Genomic DNA, 15,764 nt, shown 5'->3' on the forward strand with positions numbered 1-15,764 from the left:
GTCACCGTAAAATGAAGAAAATTTCAGCGAATGGAGCAAGTGGGTCACCGTAGCGACGCGGCGTTCAACGTCTGCAGAGCGGTTGGTCAGTGGAAGCGACCACACCGCCGAACGTCAGGGCATCGGCTGTGGGAAACACTAGGCAATCTATGACAGCAAAACAGAAAATCGAATCCGATCTGGCCCTGGCCAGCGGGGAAGGGAAAACCGAAGCACCGGAAAAAGACCGCAAGTTCGTCGAGGCGCTGTCCCGTGGCCTGGACGTGCTGCGCGCCTTCAGCCAGGGCTCGGTGATTCTCGGCAACCAGGACATTGCCCGCATCACCAGCCTGCCCAAGCCGACCGTATCCCGGATGACCTACACCCTGACCAAGCTGGGTTACCTGAGCTACAACCCGGTGCTGGAGAAGTACCAGCTCAGCTCCGGCGTTCTGGCGCTGGGTTACGCCTACGTCTCCAACCTCAAGGTGCGTCAGCTGGCCAAGCCCTACATGGACGAGTTCGCCCGCCGCACCAACATGTCCGTGGGCCTGACCTGCCACGACCGCCTGCACATGATCTATGTGGAAAACCGCATGCCGCCGGAAGCCACGCTGCTGCGCATGGAAATCGGCCTGCGCCTGCCCATGGCGACCACCTCCGCCGGTCGCGCCTACTGCGCTGCGATCAGCGAGAGCGGCCGCAAGATCCTGATGGACGGCATGGCCAAGAAATACGGCGACCAGTGGCCGGAGAAGAAGGAAGGCCTGGAGCGGGCCATGGAAGAATACCGCACGTCCGGTTTCTGTCTGTCCCTGGGCGAGTGGGACCGCAACATCAATTCTGCCGGCGTGCCGGTGCACCTGGAAGACGGAACCACCATGGTTCTGACCTGCGCCGCGCCGTCCTACCTGATCTCCGGCGAGAAACTGCGCGAGTCCATCGCCCACCAGCTGGCGATGCTGGCCAGTGACATCGAGGCGCTTGGCGTCTAAATCCGCTTCGTCGTCGAGCCAACGAAAACCGCAGGTTCCGGCCTGCGGTTTTTTTGTGTCTGACAATTCCTCGAATTGTGGCCCGGTCAAGCCCCGGGCCGGCCTGCGGACGGCTCGGAAGCGGGCGTTTCCGCGACACCGATTCTGCCGACGCCTCGTCTACGCTTCTCCAAACCGGTTTTCCTGATCCGTCATTCGACGCTGTGTCTCAATTTGCGGTTGAAACAGACGCCCAAAATGGTTTAAAACGTTTTTAGATTTCGCTTAATAAAACTGCATTCCATATAAAAGCGTTTAGACAAGTATAAGGAGAACGCTATGTCAGAGGTCGTCACCTATCAACGCGAAGGCGCCGTCGGCGTCATCACCGTGAACTATCCGCCGGTCAACGCCCTCGGTCATGCCGTACGCTCCGGTCTGCTGGGCGCCCTGGAACAGGGCCAGGCGGACGCCGAGGCGAAGGCGCTGCTGCTGGTCTGCGAAGGTCGCACCTTCATCGCCGGTGCGGATATCCGCGAGTTCGGCAAGCCGATGCAGGAGCCGGGGCTGCCGTCGGTGGTGGACGCCTTTGAGAACAGCGACAAGCCGGTTGTCGCCGCCATCCACGGCACCGCCCTGGGTGGCGGTCTGGAAATGGCACTGGGTTGTCACTATCGCGTGGCCCTGGACAGCGCCAAGGTGGGCCTGCCGGAAGTGAAGCTGGGTCTGCTGCCCGGCGCCGGCGGTACGCAGCGTCTGCCGCGCGTGGCCGGGGCGCAGGTGTCCCTGGACATGATCACCACCGGCAACTTCGCCTCCGCCGCCGACGCGCTGGCCAACGGCATTGTCGATGCGGTGGAATCCGGTAGCGACGCGAAGGCCGTGGGCCTGGCGTTCGCTCAAAAGGTCATCGACGACGGCAAGCCGGTGCGCCGGGTCCGTGAGTTGACCGAGAAGGTCGATGCCGAAAAGGGCAGCGACATCTTCGACCAGTACCGTGCCGGTCTGCAGAAGAAAGCGCGCGGCCTGTTTTCCCCGTTCAAATGTGTGGACGCCGTGGAAGCCGCGTTCCAGCTGCCGTTCGCCGAGGGCATGAAGCGCGAGCGCGAGCTGTTCATGGAATGCATGGAATCGCCGCAGCGCGCCGGTCTGGTTCACGCCTTCTTTGCCGAGCGTGAAGTCTCCAAGGTGCCGGGGCTGCCCAAGGATACCCCGGTGCGCGACGTGAACAGCGTGGGCATCATCGGCGCCGGCACCATGGGCGGCGGCATCGCCATGAACTTCGCCAACGTCGGCATCCCGGTGCGCCTGCTGGAAGTGAAGCAGGAAGCGCTGGATAAAGGCCTGGCCATCATCCGCCGCAACTACGAGAACACCGCGAAGAAGGGCCGCATCACCCAGGAGCAGGTGGAAGAGCGCATGGCGCTGATCCAGCCGACCCTGGCCTATGACGACTTTGCCGACGTGGACCTGGTGATCGAGGCGGTGTTCGAGAACATGGGCGTGAAGAAGGACATTTTCGGCACGCTCGACAAGGTCTGTAAGCCGGGCGCCATTCTGGCTTCCAATACCTCCACCCTGGACATCGACGAGATTGCCTCCGCCACCACGCGCCCGCAGGACGTGGTGGGCATGCACTTCTTCAGTCCGGCCAACGTCATGAAGCTGCTGGAAAACGTGTGCGGCAGCCAGACCGCCGACGACGTCAAGGCGACCGTGATGGCGGTGGCCAAGCGCATCAAGAAAGTCGGCGTGCTGGTGGGCAACTGCTACGGCTTCGTCGGCAACCGCATGCTGCACCAGCGCGGCGCAGAAGCCACCAAGCTGGTCAACGAGGGCGCTTCCCCGCAGCAGGTGGATAAGGTCCTGACCGACCTTGGCTTCCCCATGGGGCAGTTCGCCATGTCCGACCTGGCGGGCATCGACGTGGGCTACCGCATTCGCGAGGAGCGCCGCAAGGCGGGTGAGGACATTCCGCCCAGCTGGATGGACAAGCTCGCCGAGCAGGGCCGTCTGGGTCAAAAGACCCAGGCCGGCACTTACCTCTATGAAGAAGGCAGCCGCAAGCCGATTCCCGATCCCGAAGTGGACAAGCTGATCGCCGAGTTCCGTAAGGAGCAGGGCATCGAGCCACGCGAGATCAGCGATCAGGAAATCCTTGAGCGCTGCATGTACGTGATGATCAACGAAGGCGCCAAGATCCTGGACGAAGGCATCGCCGCCCGCGCCCTGGATGTGGATATCGTCTGGATCTACGGCTATGGCTTCCCCGCCTACCGCGGCGGTCCCATGTTCTGGGCCGACCAGGTGGGCGTGAAGGAGATCTTCGACACGGTCAAACGTTTCCACGACACCTTAGGCGGTGCCCAGTGGGAGCCGGCACCGCTGCTGGAGCGCCTGGCGAACGAAGGCAAGACCTTCGCCAGCCTCTGATCCGCGCCGATCACGAAACGCGCGGTTCCTTGTGCGGCGGTCGTCCTGCGGGGCGGCCGTCGGGTTCTCCGGCCGGCCGTGCGTTTCGCCCTAAGCCACGCTGTTTGCTTGCGCGAACAGCGTCGAGATAACAACCACAACACGCTTCCCAGGAGGCTCTCATGTCAGATGCCGTCATCGTTTCCACCGCCCGCACCGGTCTGGGTAAATCCTACCGGGGCGCCCTGAACAACACTCACAGCGTCGACCTGGCCGGTCACGTGATCCGGCACGCCGTGCAACGTGCCGGTATCGAATCGGATCTGGTCGAGGACGTGATCCTCGGCGCCACCTTCCACGAAGGGGCCCAGGGCAAGAACATGGCCCGTCTGGCCGCCGTGCGCGCCGGTCTGCCGGTGACCACCGCCGGCCTGTCCATCAACCGCTTCTGCAGCTCCGGCCTGCAGTCCATCGCGCTGGCTTCCCAGCGGGTGCTGTCGGAAAAGGTGCCGGCCATGGTTGCCGGCGGCGTCGAATCCATCAGCCTGGTGCAGAACGACAAGATCAACCAGTTCCGCGCCAGCAATGAATGGCTGATGCAGAACAAGCCGGAACTCTACCTGTCGATGATCGAAACGGCCGACATCGTCGCCAAGCGTTACGGTATCAGCCGCGAGGCCCAGGACGAGTACGCCCTGGTCAGCCAGCAGCGCACCGCCGCGGCGCAGGAAGCCGGCTACTTTGACGACGAGATCGTGCCTTACGACGCCACCATGCTGGTGAAGGACAAGGAAACCGGTGAAGTCAGCGAAAAGCAGGTCACGCTCACCAAAGACGAGTGCAACCGTCCGAATACCACGCTGGAAGGCCTGGCGGGCCTGAACCCGGTGCGAGGCGACGATCAGTTCGTCACCGCCGGCAACGCCAGCCAGTTGTCCGACGGCGCCTCCGCCTGTCTGGTCATGGACGGCACCTACGCCGAGAAGCACAACATCGAGCCGATGGGTATCTTCCGTGGCTTTGCGGTCGCCGGCTGCGAGCCGGACGAAATGGGCATTGGCCCGGTCTACGCCATTCCACGTCTGCTTGAACGCACCGGCCTGACCATGGACGACATCGACCTGTGGGAGCTGAACGAGGCGTTTGCCTCGCAGGTGGTCTACTGCCGCGATCGGCTGGGTATTCCCATGGAGAAGCTGAACGTCAACGGCGGCTCCATCTCCATCGGGCACCCCTACGGTGTCACCGGCTCCCGCCTGACCGGCCATGCGCTGATCGAAGGCAAGCGCCGCGGCGCCAAGTACGTGGTGGTCACCATGTGCATCGGCGGCGGTCAGGGGGCGGCCGGGTTGTTTGAGGTGGTTTAAGACCTCGGTGCTAGCCGCCGCCCCCTCTCCCCAACCCTCTCCCTCCAGGGGAGAGGGAGCGTGAACCTCGAGTTGGCGCCATGAGCTCCCCTCGCCCCTTGAGGGAGAGGGGCTGGGGGAGAGGGGGAGCAGACAACTCCAAACCCGCAGCATCACCACAAAAACAACAGGTCAACGCCATGCACCAGCACATCATCAACCCCCACGATCTCGCCTTCCAGCTGTTCGAACTGCACCAGACGGAAGACGTGCTCCAGTACGAGCGCTACGCCGACCACAGCCGCGATACCCTGGAAGCGGCGCTGGATCTGGCGCTGAAGGTGGCCGCCGAGGAATTCGCACCCCACGCGCGGCTGGTCGATGAGGAAGAACCGACCTTTGAGAACGGGCGGGTCGAGATGCGCCCGGAAGTGAAGCAGGCGCTGGATGTGTTGCGCGAGACCGGACTGATGGCCGCCGGCCAGGACTACGAGCTGGGCGGCATGCAACTGCCGGCGGCGGTGGCGCAGATGTGCGTCGGCCTGCTCAAGGGCGCCAATGTGGGCACCCAGGGCTACGCCGGCCTGACCATCGCCGCCGCCAACCTGATCCTGGCCCACGGCAGCGAGGAGCAGAAGGAGCGCTACGCCCGACCCATGCTGGCGGGCCGCTTCTTCGGCACCATGTGCCTGACCGAACCCCACGCCGGTTCGTCGCTGGGTGACCTGAAGACCCGCGCGGAGCCGGCCGGTGACGGCAGCTATCGCCTCAGGGGCAACAAGATCTTTATCTCCGCCGGCGACCACGAGCTGAGCGACAACATCGTGCACATGGTGCTGGGCCGGCTGCCGGATGCGCCGGCCGGGGTGAAGGGCATCTCCCTGTTCCTGGTGCCCAAGATCCTGGTCAACGACGACGGCAGCCTGGGTGAGCGCAACGACGTGGCGCTGGCGGGACTGATCCACAAGATGGGCTATCGCGGGACCACCTCCACCATGCTCAACTTCGGTGAGAAAGACGGTGCCGTGGGTTATCTGGTGGGCGAGCCGCACAAGGGTCTGGCCGCCATGTTCCACATGATGAACGAGGCGCGCATTGGTGTGGGTCTGGGTGCCGTGATGCTGGGCTACACTGGCTACCTGCACGCCCTGGACTACGCCCGTGACCGCAAACAGGGGCGCCCCATGGGCGAGAAGGACCCGAACACCGGCCAGGTGGCACTGACCCGTCACGCGGACATCCGCCGCATGCTGCTGACCCAGAAGGCCTATGTGGAAGGCGGTCTGGCCCTGTGCCTGGAAGGCGCGCGGCTGGTGGACGAGAAGAAGTTTGCCGCCGGGGACGGCGCGCGGGCGGAGGCCGCCGGCCTGCTCGATCTGCTGACACCACTGATCAAGTCCTGGCCGTCCCAGTATTGCCTGGAGGCCAACAGTCTGGCGATCCAGGTCCACGGCGGCTATGGCTACACCCGGGAATACCCGGTGGAGCAGTTTTTCCGCGATAACCGCCTGAACCCGATTCACGAAGGCACCCACGGCATCCAGGGCATGGATCTGCTGGGGCGCAAGGTGATGCAGGCCGATGGGCAGCACTACCGTGCGCTGCTCAAACGGGTCGAACGTACGATCACCGAGGCGCGGGAAGTGCCCGCGCTGGCGGACAATGCCACACGGCTGGAAGCGGCGGTCGCGCAGCTGGTGCAGGCGACGGATGCCATCAACGTCGTGCGCGCTGACGGTGCCACCGAACGTGCCCTGGCCAACGCGTCGCTGTACCTGGAGGCCTTCGGCCATGTGGTTGTTGGCTGGCTCTGGCTGCGCCAGGCCCAGGCGGCGCTTGGTGGCATCGAGAACGGCGGTCCGCAGCCGGAAGTCTTCTACCGGGGCAAGCTGCGCGCCTGCGACTACTTTGCCCGCTACGAATTGCCGAAAGTGGCGGCCCTGGCCGGCCTGCTGGCGGAAGTGGATACGACCGCCCTGGACATGAACGACGCCGAATTCTGATTCGGCGCGCTGCGCACTGACGGTCAGCAGCGCTGGCATTCAACAAAGGTTCGCACAACCAGGACTCGCACAACCAAAAACAAAGGGAGAACGGACGAATGACGCGTGAAGCCAAAGCCGTGGTGTGCCGGGAGTGGGGGCAGCCCATTACCGTGGAAACCATCCAGGTTGCGCCGCCCAAGCGCAACGAAATCACCATCAAGGTCGCGGCCTGTGGCGTCTGCCACAGCGACCTGTCCGCGACCACGGGCAAGATCCAGTATCCGCCGCCCCTGGTGCTGGGGCACGAAGCCGCCGGTGTGGTGGTTGACGTGGGGGAGGGTGTAACGAGCTTCCAGGAAGGTGACCACGTGGTCAGCTCCTTCATCTCCATGTGTGGCAAGTGCCGCCAGTGCGTGCGCGGTCGTCCGGTGCTGTGCGAGAACGCGCGCAAGGCCATGTTCACCCTGCCGGACGGCAGCGTGCGCACCACCGATGCCGACGGCAACGACCTCAACGTGTTCGGCGCCTGCGGCGTAATGGCGGAGTACGCCACCCTGCATGTGGATAACGCGGTCAAGGTCGAGCAGGGCGTGCCCCTGCAGAACGCCGCGCTGGTGAGCTGCGCGGTGATGACCGGAGTGGGCGCCGTGTTCAACACCGCGCAACTGGAGCCGGGCTCGCGGGCCGCGGTGTTCGGTATCGGCGGCGTCGGCCTCAACACCATTCAGGGCTGCGCCACCGCCGGTGCGGAGATGATCGTGGCGGTGGACACCAACGACCGCAAACTGGAAATGGCCAAAGAATTCGGCGCCACCCACACGGTGAACATCAACGAGGTGGACGACGCCGCCAAGGCGGTGAAGAAACTGACCGGGGGCGTGGACTACGCCTTCGAGTGCGTCGGCGCCGGTGCGGTGGCCGCCCAGGCCTATAAATGCCTGGGGCGCGGCGGCACCGCGGTGGTCGTCGGCGTCGCCGATCCCAAGGACAAGACCGAAATCGGGACGCTGTCGCTGCCGGCGGACGAGCGCACGCTCAAGGGCAGCTGGCTGGGTTCGGCCCGGCCGCAGCACGATTTCCCCCGCATCCTGGGCCTGTACAAGGCCGGCAAACTCAAGCTGGACGAACTGATCACCCAGACCTATTCCATCGACCAGGCGCCCCAGGCGTTCGATGATATGGTGGCTGGCAAGAACGCACGCGGCGTGATCGTGTTCGACTGAGGAGCGAATCATGAAGAACCTGAACAAGCTGTACATCAATGGCCAGTGGGAAGACTGGAGCGGCGACACCCTGGACGTCCACGAAGCGGCCACCGGCGAGGTGATGGCGCAGGTGCCTGCTGCCGGTCGCGAGGAAATGGAGCGGGCGATCAGCGCCGCCCACGCGGCCTTCGACAGCTGGTCGGAATCTTCGCTGGAGCAGCGCACCCGTGTGCTGGAGCAGCTACTGGACGGCCTCAAGGCCCGCGCCGACGAGATCGCCGAAACCGTGAGCCGGGAAGTGGGCATGCCGCTCAAGCTGGCGGGGCAGATCCAGGCGGGGATGCCGATCCTGACCACCAAGTCCTACCTCAAGCTGCTGCCGGAATTCACCTTCAGCGAGCAGGTGGGCAACTCCGAGGTGCAGTACGCGCCGGTGGGCGTGGTGGGCTGCATCACGCCCTGGAACTACCCGCTGCATCAGGTGATGCTGAAGATCGTACCGGCCATCGCGGCGGGCTGCACCGTGGTGCTCAAGCCCAGCGAAATCGCCCCGGGCACGGCCTTCATCCTGTCGGAAATTCTGGACCAGACCGACCTGCCCAAAGGCGTGTTCAACATGGTCTGCGGCCTGGGCCAGACCGCCGGCGATACGCTGATCAAACACCCGCAGGTGAACATGGTGTCCTTCACCGGCTCCACCCGCACCGGTCACCTGATCGCCCACGCGGCGGCCGACGACTTCAAGCGTTACGCCCTGGAGATGGGCGGCAAGTCCGCGTCGGTGATCCTGCCGGACGCCGATCTCACGGCGGCGGTGAAAGGCACCGTGAACAACTGCCTGCTCAATTCCGGTCAGACCTGCACCGCGCTGACCCGCATGCTGGTGCCGGCCAGCCGGCACGACGAAGCCTGCGAACTGGCGGCAGCCGCCGTGGCGAAGATGACGCCGGGCAACCCGCTGGAAGACACCACCCGGCTTGGCCCGCTGGCCTCGGCCGAGCAGCGGGACAAGGTTTTCGACTACATCCGGCTGGGCCAGGAAGAAGGCGCGACGCTGGTGGCCGGCGGTGCCGGTGCGCCGGAAGGGCTGGATCAGGGCTATTTCGCGAGGGCCACCGTTTTCGGCAACGTGAAGCCGGACAGCCGTCTGGCGCAGGAAGAGATCTTCGGTCCCGTGCTGTGCGTGATTCCCTACGAGGACGAATCTGAGGCGATCCGGATCGCCAACGGCACGGCCTATGGCCTGTCCGGCGCGGTCTGGTCCGGCGACGCCGATAAGGCGAAAAAGATCGCCGGCAAGCTGCGCACCGGCCAGGTCTTCGTCAACGGCGGCGCATTCAACCCGCAGGCGCCGTTCGGTGGTTTCGGCCATTCCGGCGTGGGCCGCGAGTTCGGCAAGTGGGGCCTGGAGGAGTTCCTGGAAGTGCGTTCTCTGCAGCTGTGATTGGTGGTTTAATAGGCGGCTAATCAATGGCTGAACAAGAAGAGGACAAACAACAATGAGCAGTATCTGGACGCGTACGCCAACGATCGAAGCCATGACCGAAGGATCGCTCGGCACGGCTGTGGAGAGTCTGGGCATCGAGTATCTGGAAGTCGGCGACGATTTTGTGCGGGCGCGGATGCCGGTGGACGAGCGCACCCGGCAGCCGTTTGGCATCCTTCATGGCGGCGCGTCCGTGGTCCTCGCCGAAACCCTGGGCAGCATGGCGGCGAACTACTGCCTGCGCAAACCGGACCAGGTGGCCGTGGGCTTGGAAGTCAACGCCAACCACGTGCGCTCGGTCAGCTCCGGGTGGGTGATCGGCACGGCCCGGCCGCTGCACATCGGCGGCTCCACCCAGGTGTGGGAAATCCGCATCGAGAACGAGGACGGTAAGCTCACCTGTACGTCCCGCCTGACCATGGCCGTGATCAAGCGCCCGCAGTAACCACACGGGACACTAGCGGCGCTTGCCTCCCAGCAGGATTCGCACCGCCTGGCAGGCGTCGTCCAGCTCCGCTTCCCGCGGTTCCCGACCGCAGATCACGTCGCTGTAGAGGCAGGATTCGGCGAGCCGGACCATGAAATAGGACAGGCTCTCGGTCTTCATCGGCGGGCGCGCCAGGTGGCCGGCGTCGATCTGTTCCCACAGCATGCGGGTGTTGGCCTGCACCACGCGGTTGTGCACGGTGGAGCTGGCGGAAGTGAGGATGCGCAGGGCGTATTCCGGATCCTGGGCGATGAAACGCCGCAGGGCCTTGTCGTGCAGCAGCGCCTTGTTGATCTGATGGTAGACGCCCACCACGTAATCGATCCCGGAGCCCGGTACGTCCATCCGGGCCTTGTCCCGCAACGGCGCGTACAGCGACCAGAGAATTTCCCCCAGCAGCAGGTCCTTGTTGCCCACCCAGCGAAACAGGGTGGCGCGGCCGATGCCGAGTTCTTCCGCCAGTGAGGCCAGGTGAAGTCGTTCTCCCTGCAGCCAGAGCTCGCGGGCTCGCCTGAAGGCATCGTCGGGGGTGGGGCGTTGCGTCCGTTCGGCGGACGTCGTTTTGTGGGAGTTCGCGTTGGTTGCCACAGTCACCTCGTCCTGTCTGGGCTGGTTTTTTGTTGTTATGGATATTGTTGTTATGGGTGTCGCTATTTATGGGTGTCGCTATATAGGCCAGAGGCTTCGCCGCTGGCCGGGTGTGTCGTCAGTATACTGATTCCGCCTGACTGACCCAGTGCCGCGCTGCGAAATTTGTGCATTGTTTGCAAGATTAGTCATTAATGAAACTAAATACCAATAATCAGAAAAAAGGTCCGCAAATGGCTCAAGGCAAGTAGGTATCAGCAGCACGGGAATTGCCGGTCATGACCTCGCTCAACCGGTGCGACAATCATCCCGGAACTATTCCTTCGCCTTCCGATCTTGAGTGTGTCGGTCATGGACGGTGTCTGGCTACTGCACCGTCCCTGGCCGCCTTCATGGAGTCTCATTGCTCCGGGTCATGCCGCCGGCAACCGTGCCCGATACGTCGGGAACGCCGCCGTCAGCCAGCCCGACCCGATTCGGCGGACACGCTTGTGTCCGCCTTTTTTATGGCTGACTGGCGGTTTCGGCGGTGCATTGATTTTCGTTATTTTCGAGACAATAATGAAATCAAATTCCAATAAATAAAATAACGCACCGTTAGGGAAGATTTCGTCCATGAAAACCCGAATTACCGAACTGTTCCAGATTGAGCACCCCATCATCCAGGGCGGCATGCACTACGTCGGTTACGCGGAGTTGGCTGCGGCCGTGTCCAACGCTGGTGGCCTGGGCATTATCACGGCATTGACCCAGTCCACGCCGGAAGATCTGGCTCGGGAAATCGCCCGCTGCAAGCAGATGACCGACAAGCCGTTCGGCGTCAATCTGACGTTCCTGCCCAGCTTCAAGGAGCCGCCCTATCCCGAGTACATCCAGGCCATCGTCGAAGGCGGTGTGCGGGTGGTGGAGACTGCCGGTCGCAGTCCGGAAGCGTATATGCCCACGCTGAAGGCGGCGGGCATCAAGGTCATTCACAAATGCACGTCGGTGCGTCACGCCCTGAAGGCGGAACAGATCGGCTGTGACGCGGTCAGCGTCGACGGTTTCGAGTGCGGTGGCCACCCCGGCGAAGACGACATTCCCAACTTCATCCTGCTGCCACGGGCGGCGGAGGAGCTGAGCATTCCCTTCGTGGCTTCCGGCGGCATGGCCGACGGCCGCAGCCTGGTCGCGGCGATGGCGCTGGGGGCAGAGGGCATGAACATGGGAACCCGGTTCATCGCCACCACCGATGCCCCGGTGCACGGTCACGTCAAACAGGCCCTGGTCGAGGCGGACGAACGCCAGACCCGACTGATCATGCGCAACCTGCGCAATACCGAGCGGGTGATGAAGAACGCCGCGGTGGACGAGATCCTGCGCATTGAAGCCGAGAAAGGCGCTGCCACGCAGATCGACGATATCCGTCACCTGGTCACCGGCGTCAAGGGGCGCCAGGTGCTGCAGGAGGGCAAGATGGACGAAGCCGCCTGGAGCTGCGGCATGGTGGCCGGCCTGATCCACGACATCCCCAGTTGCCAGGACCTGCTGGCCCGCATCATGGACGAAGCCGAGACCCTGATTCGTCAGCGTCTGGCCGGGTGCCTGTAAGGAGCTAGGCTATGGCGACGCTGCAACCGTTTGTCGACGGCGGCACCTTTTTTGAAGGGCCGCGCTGGCACGACGGCGCCTGGTGGGTGTCCGACTTCTACGCGCACACCGTCAGCCGTATTGACGCCGGTGGCCGGCGCGAGACCGTGATGGAGGTGCCGGGCCAGCCGTCGGGGCTGGGCTGGTTGCCGGACGGCTCGATGCTGGTGGTGTCCATGCTGGATCAGCGCGTCCTGCGGCGTTGGCCGGATGGTCGGGTGACCACCCACGCCGACATTGGCCACCTCGCGACCGGCCACGCCAACGACCTGGTCGTTGCGCCCGACGGCGGCGCCTGGGTGGGCAACTTCGGCTTCGACCTGATGGCAGGGGAAGCCATGCAGCCCGCCTGTCTGGCCCGGATTGCACCGGATGGCGCAGTCAGCACGGCCGCGACGGACCTCTATTTCCCCAACGGCGCGGTGATCACGCCGGAGGGCCGGACGCTGATCGTCGGTGAGACCTTCGGCAACGCCATGACGGCGTTCAGCATCGGCGCGGACGGCACGCTGTCCGACCGCCGCGACTGGGCCCGCTTCGGCCCGCGCCCGGAGCCGGGCGCCGAGCGCACGGAACTGCTACGGCAACTGGCGGTGGGGCCGGACGGCTGCTGTCTCGATGCGGATAACCACCTGTGGGTCGCCGATGCCTTCAACCAGCGCTGCATCCGGGTCGCGCCGGGCGGTGCCATCGTCGATGAACTGAAGCCCGCCAATGGCCAGGGCGTGTTTGCCTGCATGCTGGGCGGCGACGACGGTCGCACCCTGCTGGTCTGCGTAGCGCCGGATTCCAGCGCGCGGCGCCGCAAGCTCGCGCCGGAGGCGAGCCTGTGGACGGCGCGGGTCGACGTGCCGCATGCCGGCCAGCCCTGATCCGGCCGCGCTCAGCCGGTTTCGGTCACCAACTGGAGGTCGGGGCCGGCGGCGCCCCGGTCGACAAAGATGCGCTTGGCCAGTCCCGCCCCTTTGACACCCCGGATCGCCAGGGTGGTGACCAGTCCACCGATCATGGCCCCGACCACGCCGCAGGTCAGGATATCCTGACCGGTCAGGTAGAGCCCGGGAATCTCTGTTTTCGGCCGCAGCCAGTCCTGGTCGAAGCGCTCCGGGGTGTGCTCCAGCCCATAGATCTCGCCCTGGTCGTAGCGGCAGAACCACGCGGTCGACAGGGGCGTGGAGGTCTCCACGTAATCGATCCGCCCGCGCAGCTGCGGCAGCTTGTCGTACACCGTTTCCAGCACTCTTTCCGTTAACCGCTGCTTCAGGGCGTCGTAGGCGTCACCCCGCTTGCCCCAGGTGGCGTGCTTCCAGGGTTCGAACTGGCTCCAGGTGGTGGGGGCCACTACTTCGATGGTGGCGGTGCCGGGGCAGCGGTTGAGGTAGTCCGGATCCTTGGCCGACGGGAAGGAGATATAGACCACCGGCAGCGGCGCGTTGTCCGGATCCGCCAGGAAGTGCGCCACGTTGGCGTCGTGGTGTTCGTCGGGGTAGATCCAGAAGTTGGTTTTCGGCAGTTCCAGCTCCGCGGCCGTGGCGTTCAGCCCGATGTAGAGGCCGAGGTGCGACATGGACGGTTCAATGTGCCGGCGCTGGCGGGCGTATCCGGTGCGGCGCACCACCTCGGCCGGTAACAGTGTCTCGAACGTGTTGATCACACCCGCGTTGCTGATGATGCGCCCGGCGTGGATCGTGTGGCCGTCCGCCAGGCGCACGCCGCAGGCCCTTCCCTTTTCCACCAGAATCTCGGTGACATCGGCGTAGGTCATCACGTCGCCGCCGCCGGACTGGATGACGGGGATGATCGTGCGGGCCATCTCGGCCGCGCCGCCCACCGGGTAATAGCCGCCGTGGATGTAGTGCTTGGCGATCAGCGCATGGATCAGGAAGCTGGAGTGCTTCGGTGTGACGCCACAGTCGCCCCACTGGCCGGTGAGGGCACCGATCAGCGCGGTATTGTCGGTGAGTTCGGACAGCACCTCGTGCGTGGTCTGGTTGAAGCACTTGGGCAGCATGAGGCGCAGGGCCCGGCGGGTCAGCGGCGACGCCAGCTTTGGCGAGAGTTTGGACAGGGTGTACCACTGCACGCCCGAGGCGACCTTGTCGAGCAGCCGGATGTAGCGGTCGATGGCCTGGGCGTCGTCCGGAAAGGCGTCCACCAGCGATTGCCGGAAGCCGTCCTTGCCCGCCCGCAGGTTGACCACCCGATCCCCCAGGTAGAAACGGTCGTAGTTGTCGTCCATTGGCGCCCACTTGAGCTGGCCGTCGGTGATGGTGTCGAACAGCTTGCGGCCTAGGGTGTGCGGGCTGCCCATATCGCCGATGTAGTGCACGCCCACGTCCCACTCGTAGCCGTTGCGGCCGTAACTGTGGGTAAAGCCGCCGGCGGTGTAGTGCTGCTCCAGCACCAGCACTTTCTGGCCTTCCCGGGCCAGCAGGGCGGCGCTGGTCAGGCCGCCGATGCCGGAACCGATGACGATGGTGTCGTAGTCCGCGTCGACGCGGCTGGCGCGGTAGCGTTTACCGATGCGGATGGTGCTGGGTTTCAGTGAGGTGGCGGCGGTGACGGTCATGGGCATCCTCTTGTTGTGTTGTTTTCGGCTTGTCGTGTCGTTTCTGGCTTGTTGTGTTGTTCTGGGGTCTGGCGTTTCTCCAATGTACGACGAAAGTCGAGAACTGCCCAGTTCACGGTTGCACACCGTTACAGGCGATGCCGCCTTTTCTTGATGGGTGTCAATGAAATGGCGGATTTCGAGGGCGGATACTGACGTAAGCCTGTGGCGGCCTGCGGCGCTCTGCTAAGCTCCCGGCGCCCGCTCGCAGGGCCAACGGCTGAATTAGGGAGGATCACTGACCATGGCTGTGGTTGGTTCGAAAGACAGCGACATTGTTTTCCAGAGCTATGGACGTTGCTGCAACGACGACAATTTTTTCAAGCATTTCTACGACCGCTTTATGGCCAGCTCGGACGCGATCCGGGAGCGCTTCGTGGACACCGATATGCCGGCCCAGCGCCACCTGTTGCGCAACGGCATCATGCAGCTGGTGCTGTATTCGCGGGGGATGTCCGACGCCAAACTCCGGGCCCTGGGAGAGAGTCACTGCCGACACGCCTTCAACATCCGCCCAGAGTGGTACGACCTGTGGATCGAAGCCCTGATGGCCACCTTGCGTGAATACGATCCCCAGTTCACCCTGGACGTGGAGGCCGCCTGGCGCCGTGCGATTGCACCGGGGGTGGAGTTGATCAAGAGTGCCTACTGAGCCTTATCCGACATAAAAAAAATCCCCCTGACGGACGGAGTCAGGGGGAAAAGCTCGATCTGCTTTTTATCGACCGGTTTTCAGTCTGGCTGGTGTCGGACGTGCCCGTCTCTTGCTCCCCGTGTCTCCCTCGGAGCCCTCATTGACGAGGGTCTTTGTGCTTCACCTTCCGGTGGGAATCCTTGTAAATGAACCAGCCCACGCCGCCGAAGAACGCGCAGGCCAGAATGGCCGTGGCAATGCCCGCAATAACGACTGCATCTGTGTACATGACAGCTCCCCCTGTCCCCGTAGTCGATGGTCATACTCTATGACGCGCTCGCCCGAGCCGATTTGATTTGCATCAATTGATCGGACCGTGACCTTTGATCTCAATCAAGGTTTGGGGGGCCGCTGCTAGTGTCTCGTCTGGT

General features: G+C 64.1%; 14 protein-coding genes. 10 read left to right on the plus strand and 4 right to left on the minus strand.

The window, feature by feature from the left end; genetic code table 11:
• Positions 1-149 precede the first annotated feature (149 nt).
• The 7 genes from DKK67_RS00460 (at position 150) to DKK67_RS00490 (ending at position 9,832) form a co-directional block, all read left to right on the plus strand.
• A complete protein-coding gene (locus DKK67_RS00460; protein ID WP_111493324.1) occupies positions 150-974 on the plus strand; it encodes an IclR family transcriptional regulator in 825 nt (274 codons plus the stop codon).
• A gap of 318 nt (positions 975-1,292) precedes the next feature.
• Positions 1,293-3,386 (plus strand): 3-hydroxyacyl-CoA dehydrogenase NAD-binding domain-containing protein, encoded by a 2,094-nt coding sequence (locus DKK67_RS00465; RefSeq protein WP_111493326.1) that lies wholly within the window; start codon positions 1,293-1,295, stop codon positions 3,384-3,386.
• Positions 3,387-3,547: 161 nt separating this feature from the next.
• Entirely contained in the window at positions 3,548-4,732 is a 1,185-nt protein-coding gene (locus DKK67_RS00470) for an acetyl-CoA C-acyltransferase (protein WP_111493328.1), read from the plus strand.
• 179 nt (positions 4,733-4,911) lie between these two features.
• On the plus strand, positions 4,912-6,714 hold the full coding sequence (locus tag DKK67_RS00475; RefSeq protein ID WP_111493330.1) for an acyl-CoA dehydrogenase: 1,803 nt from the start codon (positions 4,912-4,914) through the stop codon (positions 6,712-6,714).
• Between the two features lie 98 nt (positions 6,715-6,812).
• On the plus strand, positions 6,813-7,919 hold the full coding sequence (locus tag DKK67_RS00480) for a zinc-binding dehydrogenase (protein WP_111493332.1): 1,107 nt from the start codon (positions 6,813-6,815) through the stop codon (positions 7,917-7,919).
• A gap of 10 nt (positions 7,920-7,929) precedes the next feature.
• Positions 7,930-9,345, plus strand: coding sequence for an aldehyde dehydrogenase family protein (locus DKK67_RS00485; protein WP_111493334.1), 1,416 nt, complete (start codon positions 7,930-7,932; stop codon positions 9,343-9,345).
• A 55-nt stretch (positions 9,346-9,400) separates the two neighbouring features.
• Positions 9,401-9,832, plus strand: coding sequence for a hotdog fold thioesterase (locus DKK67_RS00490; protein WP_111493336.1), 432 nt, complete (start codon positions 9,401-9,403; stop codon positions 9,830-9,832).
• Between the two features lie 12 nt (positions 9,833-9,844).
• Here the strand turns inward: DKK67_RS00490 and DKK67_RS00495 are convergent, their stop codons facing one another.
• Positions 9,845-10,462 (minus strand): QsdR family transcriptional regulator, encoded by a 618-nt coding sequence (locus DKK67_RS00495; protein ID WP_111493338.1) that lies wholly within the window; start codon positions 10,460-10,462, stop codon positions 9,845-9,847.
• Between the two features lie 413 nt (positions 10,463-10,875).
• The gene (locus DKK67_RS21465; RefSeq protein WP_162628695.1) at positions 10,876-11,079 is read right to left on the minus strand and encodes a hypothetical protein; all 204 of its coding nucleotides are present in this window, start codon (positions 11,077-11,079) and stop codon (positions 10,876-10,878) included.
• Between DKK67_RS21465 and DKK67_RS00500 the strand changes: the two genes are divergently transcribed.
• Together DKK67_RS00500 and DKK67_RS00505 are read left to right on the plus strand one after the other, a co-directional pair.
• The gene (locus DKK67_RS00500) at positions 11,078-12,052 is read left to right on the plus strand and encodes an NAD(P)H-dependent flavin oxidoreductase (protein WP_111493340.1); all 975 of its coding nucleotides are present in this window, start codon (positions 11,078-11,080) and stop codon (positions 12,050-12,052) included. The two genes, DKK67_RS21465 and DKK67_RS00500, sit on opposite strands and share 2 nt — an antisense overlap.
• A gap of 11 nt (positions 12,053-12,063) precedes the next feature.
• The gene (locus DKK67_RS00505) at positions 12,064-12,963 is read left to right on the plus strand and encodes an SMP-30/gluconolactonase/LRE family protein (RefSeq protein ID WP_111493342.1); all 900 of its coding nucleotides are present in this window, start codon (positions 12,064-12,066) and stop codon (positions 12,961-12,963) included.
• A gap of 11 nt (positions 12,964-12,974) precedes the next feature.
• On the opposite strand, the gene DKK67_RS00510 is transcribed toward DKK67_RS00505, so the two are convergent.
• Positions 12,975-14,660 carry a phytoene desaturase family protein gene (locus DKK67_RS00510; protein WP_111493344.1) on the minus strand — a complete coding sequence of 562 codons (1,686 nt, stop codon included), beginning with the start codon at positions 14,658-14,660 and terminating at the stop codon, positions 12,975-12,977.
• A 283-nt stretch (positions 14,661-14,943) separates the two neighbouring features.
• Here DKK67_RS00510 and DKK67_RS00515 point away from each other — a divergent pair, with 283 nt between their 5' ends.
• Entirely contained in the window at positions 14,944-15,351 is a 408-nt protein-coding gene (locus DKK67_RS00515) for a globin (protein WP_111493346.1), read from the plus strand.
• A 139-nt stretch (positions 15,352-15,490) separates the two neighbouring features.
• Here the strand turns inward: DKK67_RS00515 and ccoM are convergent, their stop codons facing one another.
• Entirely contained in the window at positions 15,491-15,622 is a 132-nt protein-coding gene (gene ccoM / locus DKK67_RS21895; protein ID WP_265735501.1) for a cytochrome c oxidase subunit CcoM, read from the minus strand.
• Positions 15,623-15,764 lie beyond the last annotated feature (142 nt).

Origin of the sequence: Marinobacter bohaiensis (assembly GCF_003258515.1) — a bacterium.
Taxonomy (GTDB): Bacteria; Pseudomonadota; Gammaproteobacteria; order Pseudomonadales; family Oleiphilaceae; genus Marinobacter_A; species Marinobacter_A bohaiensis.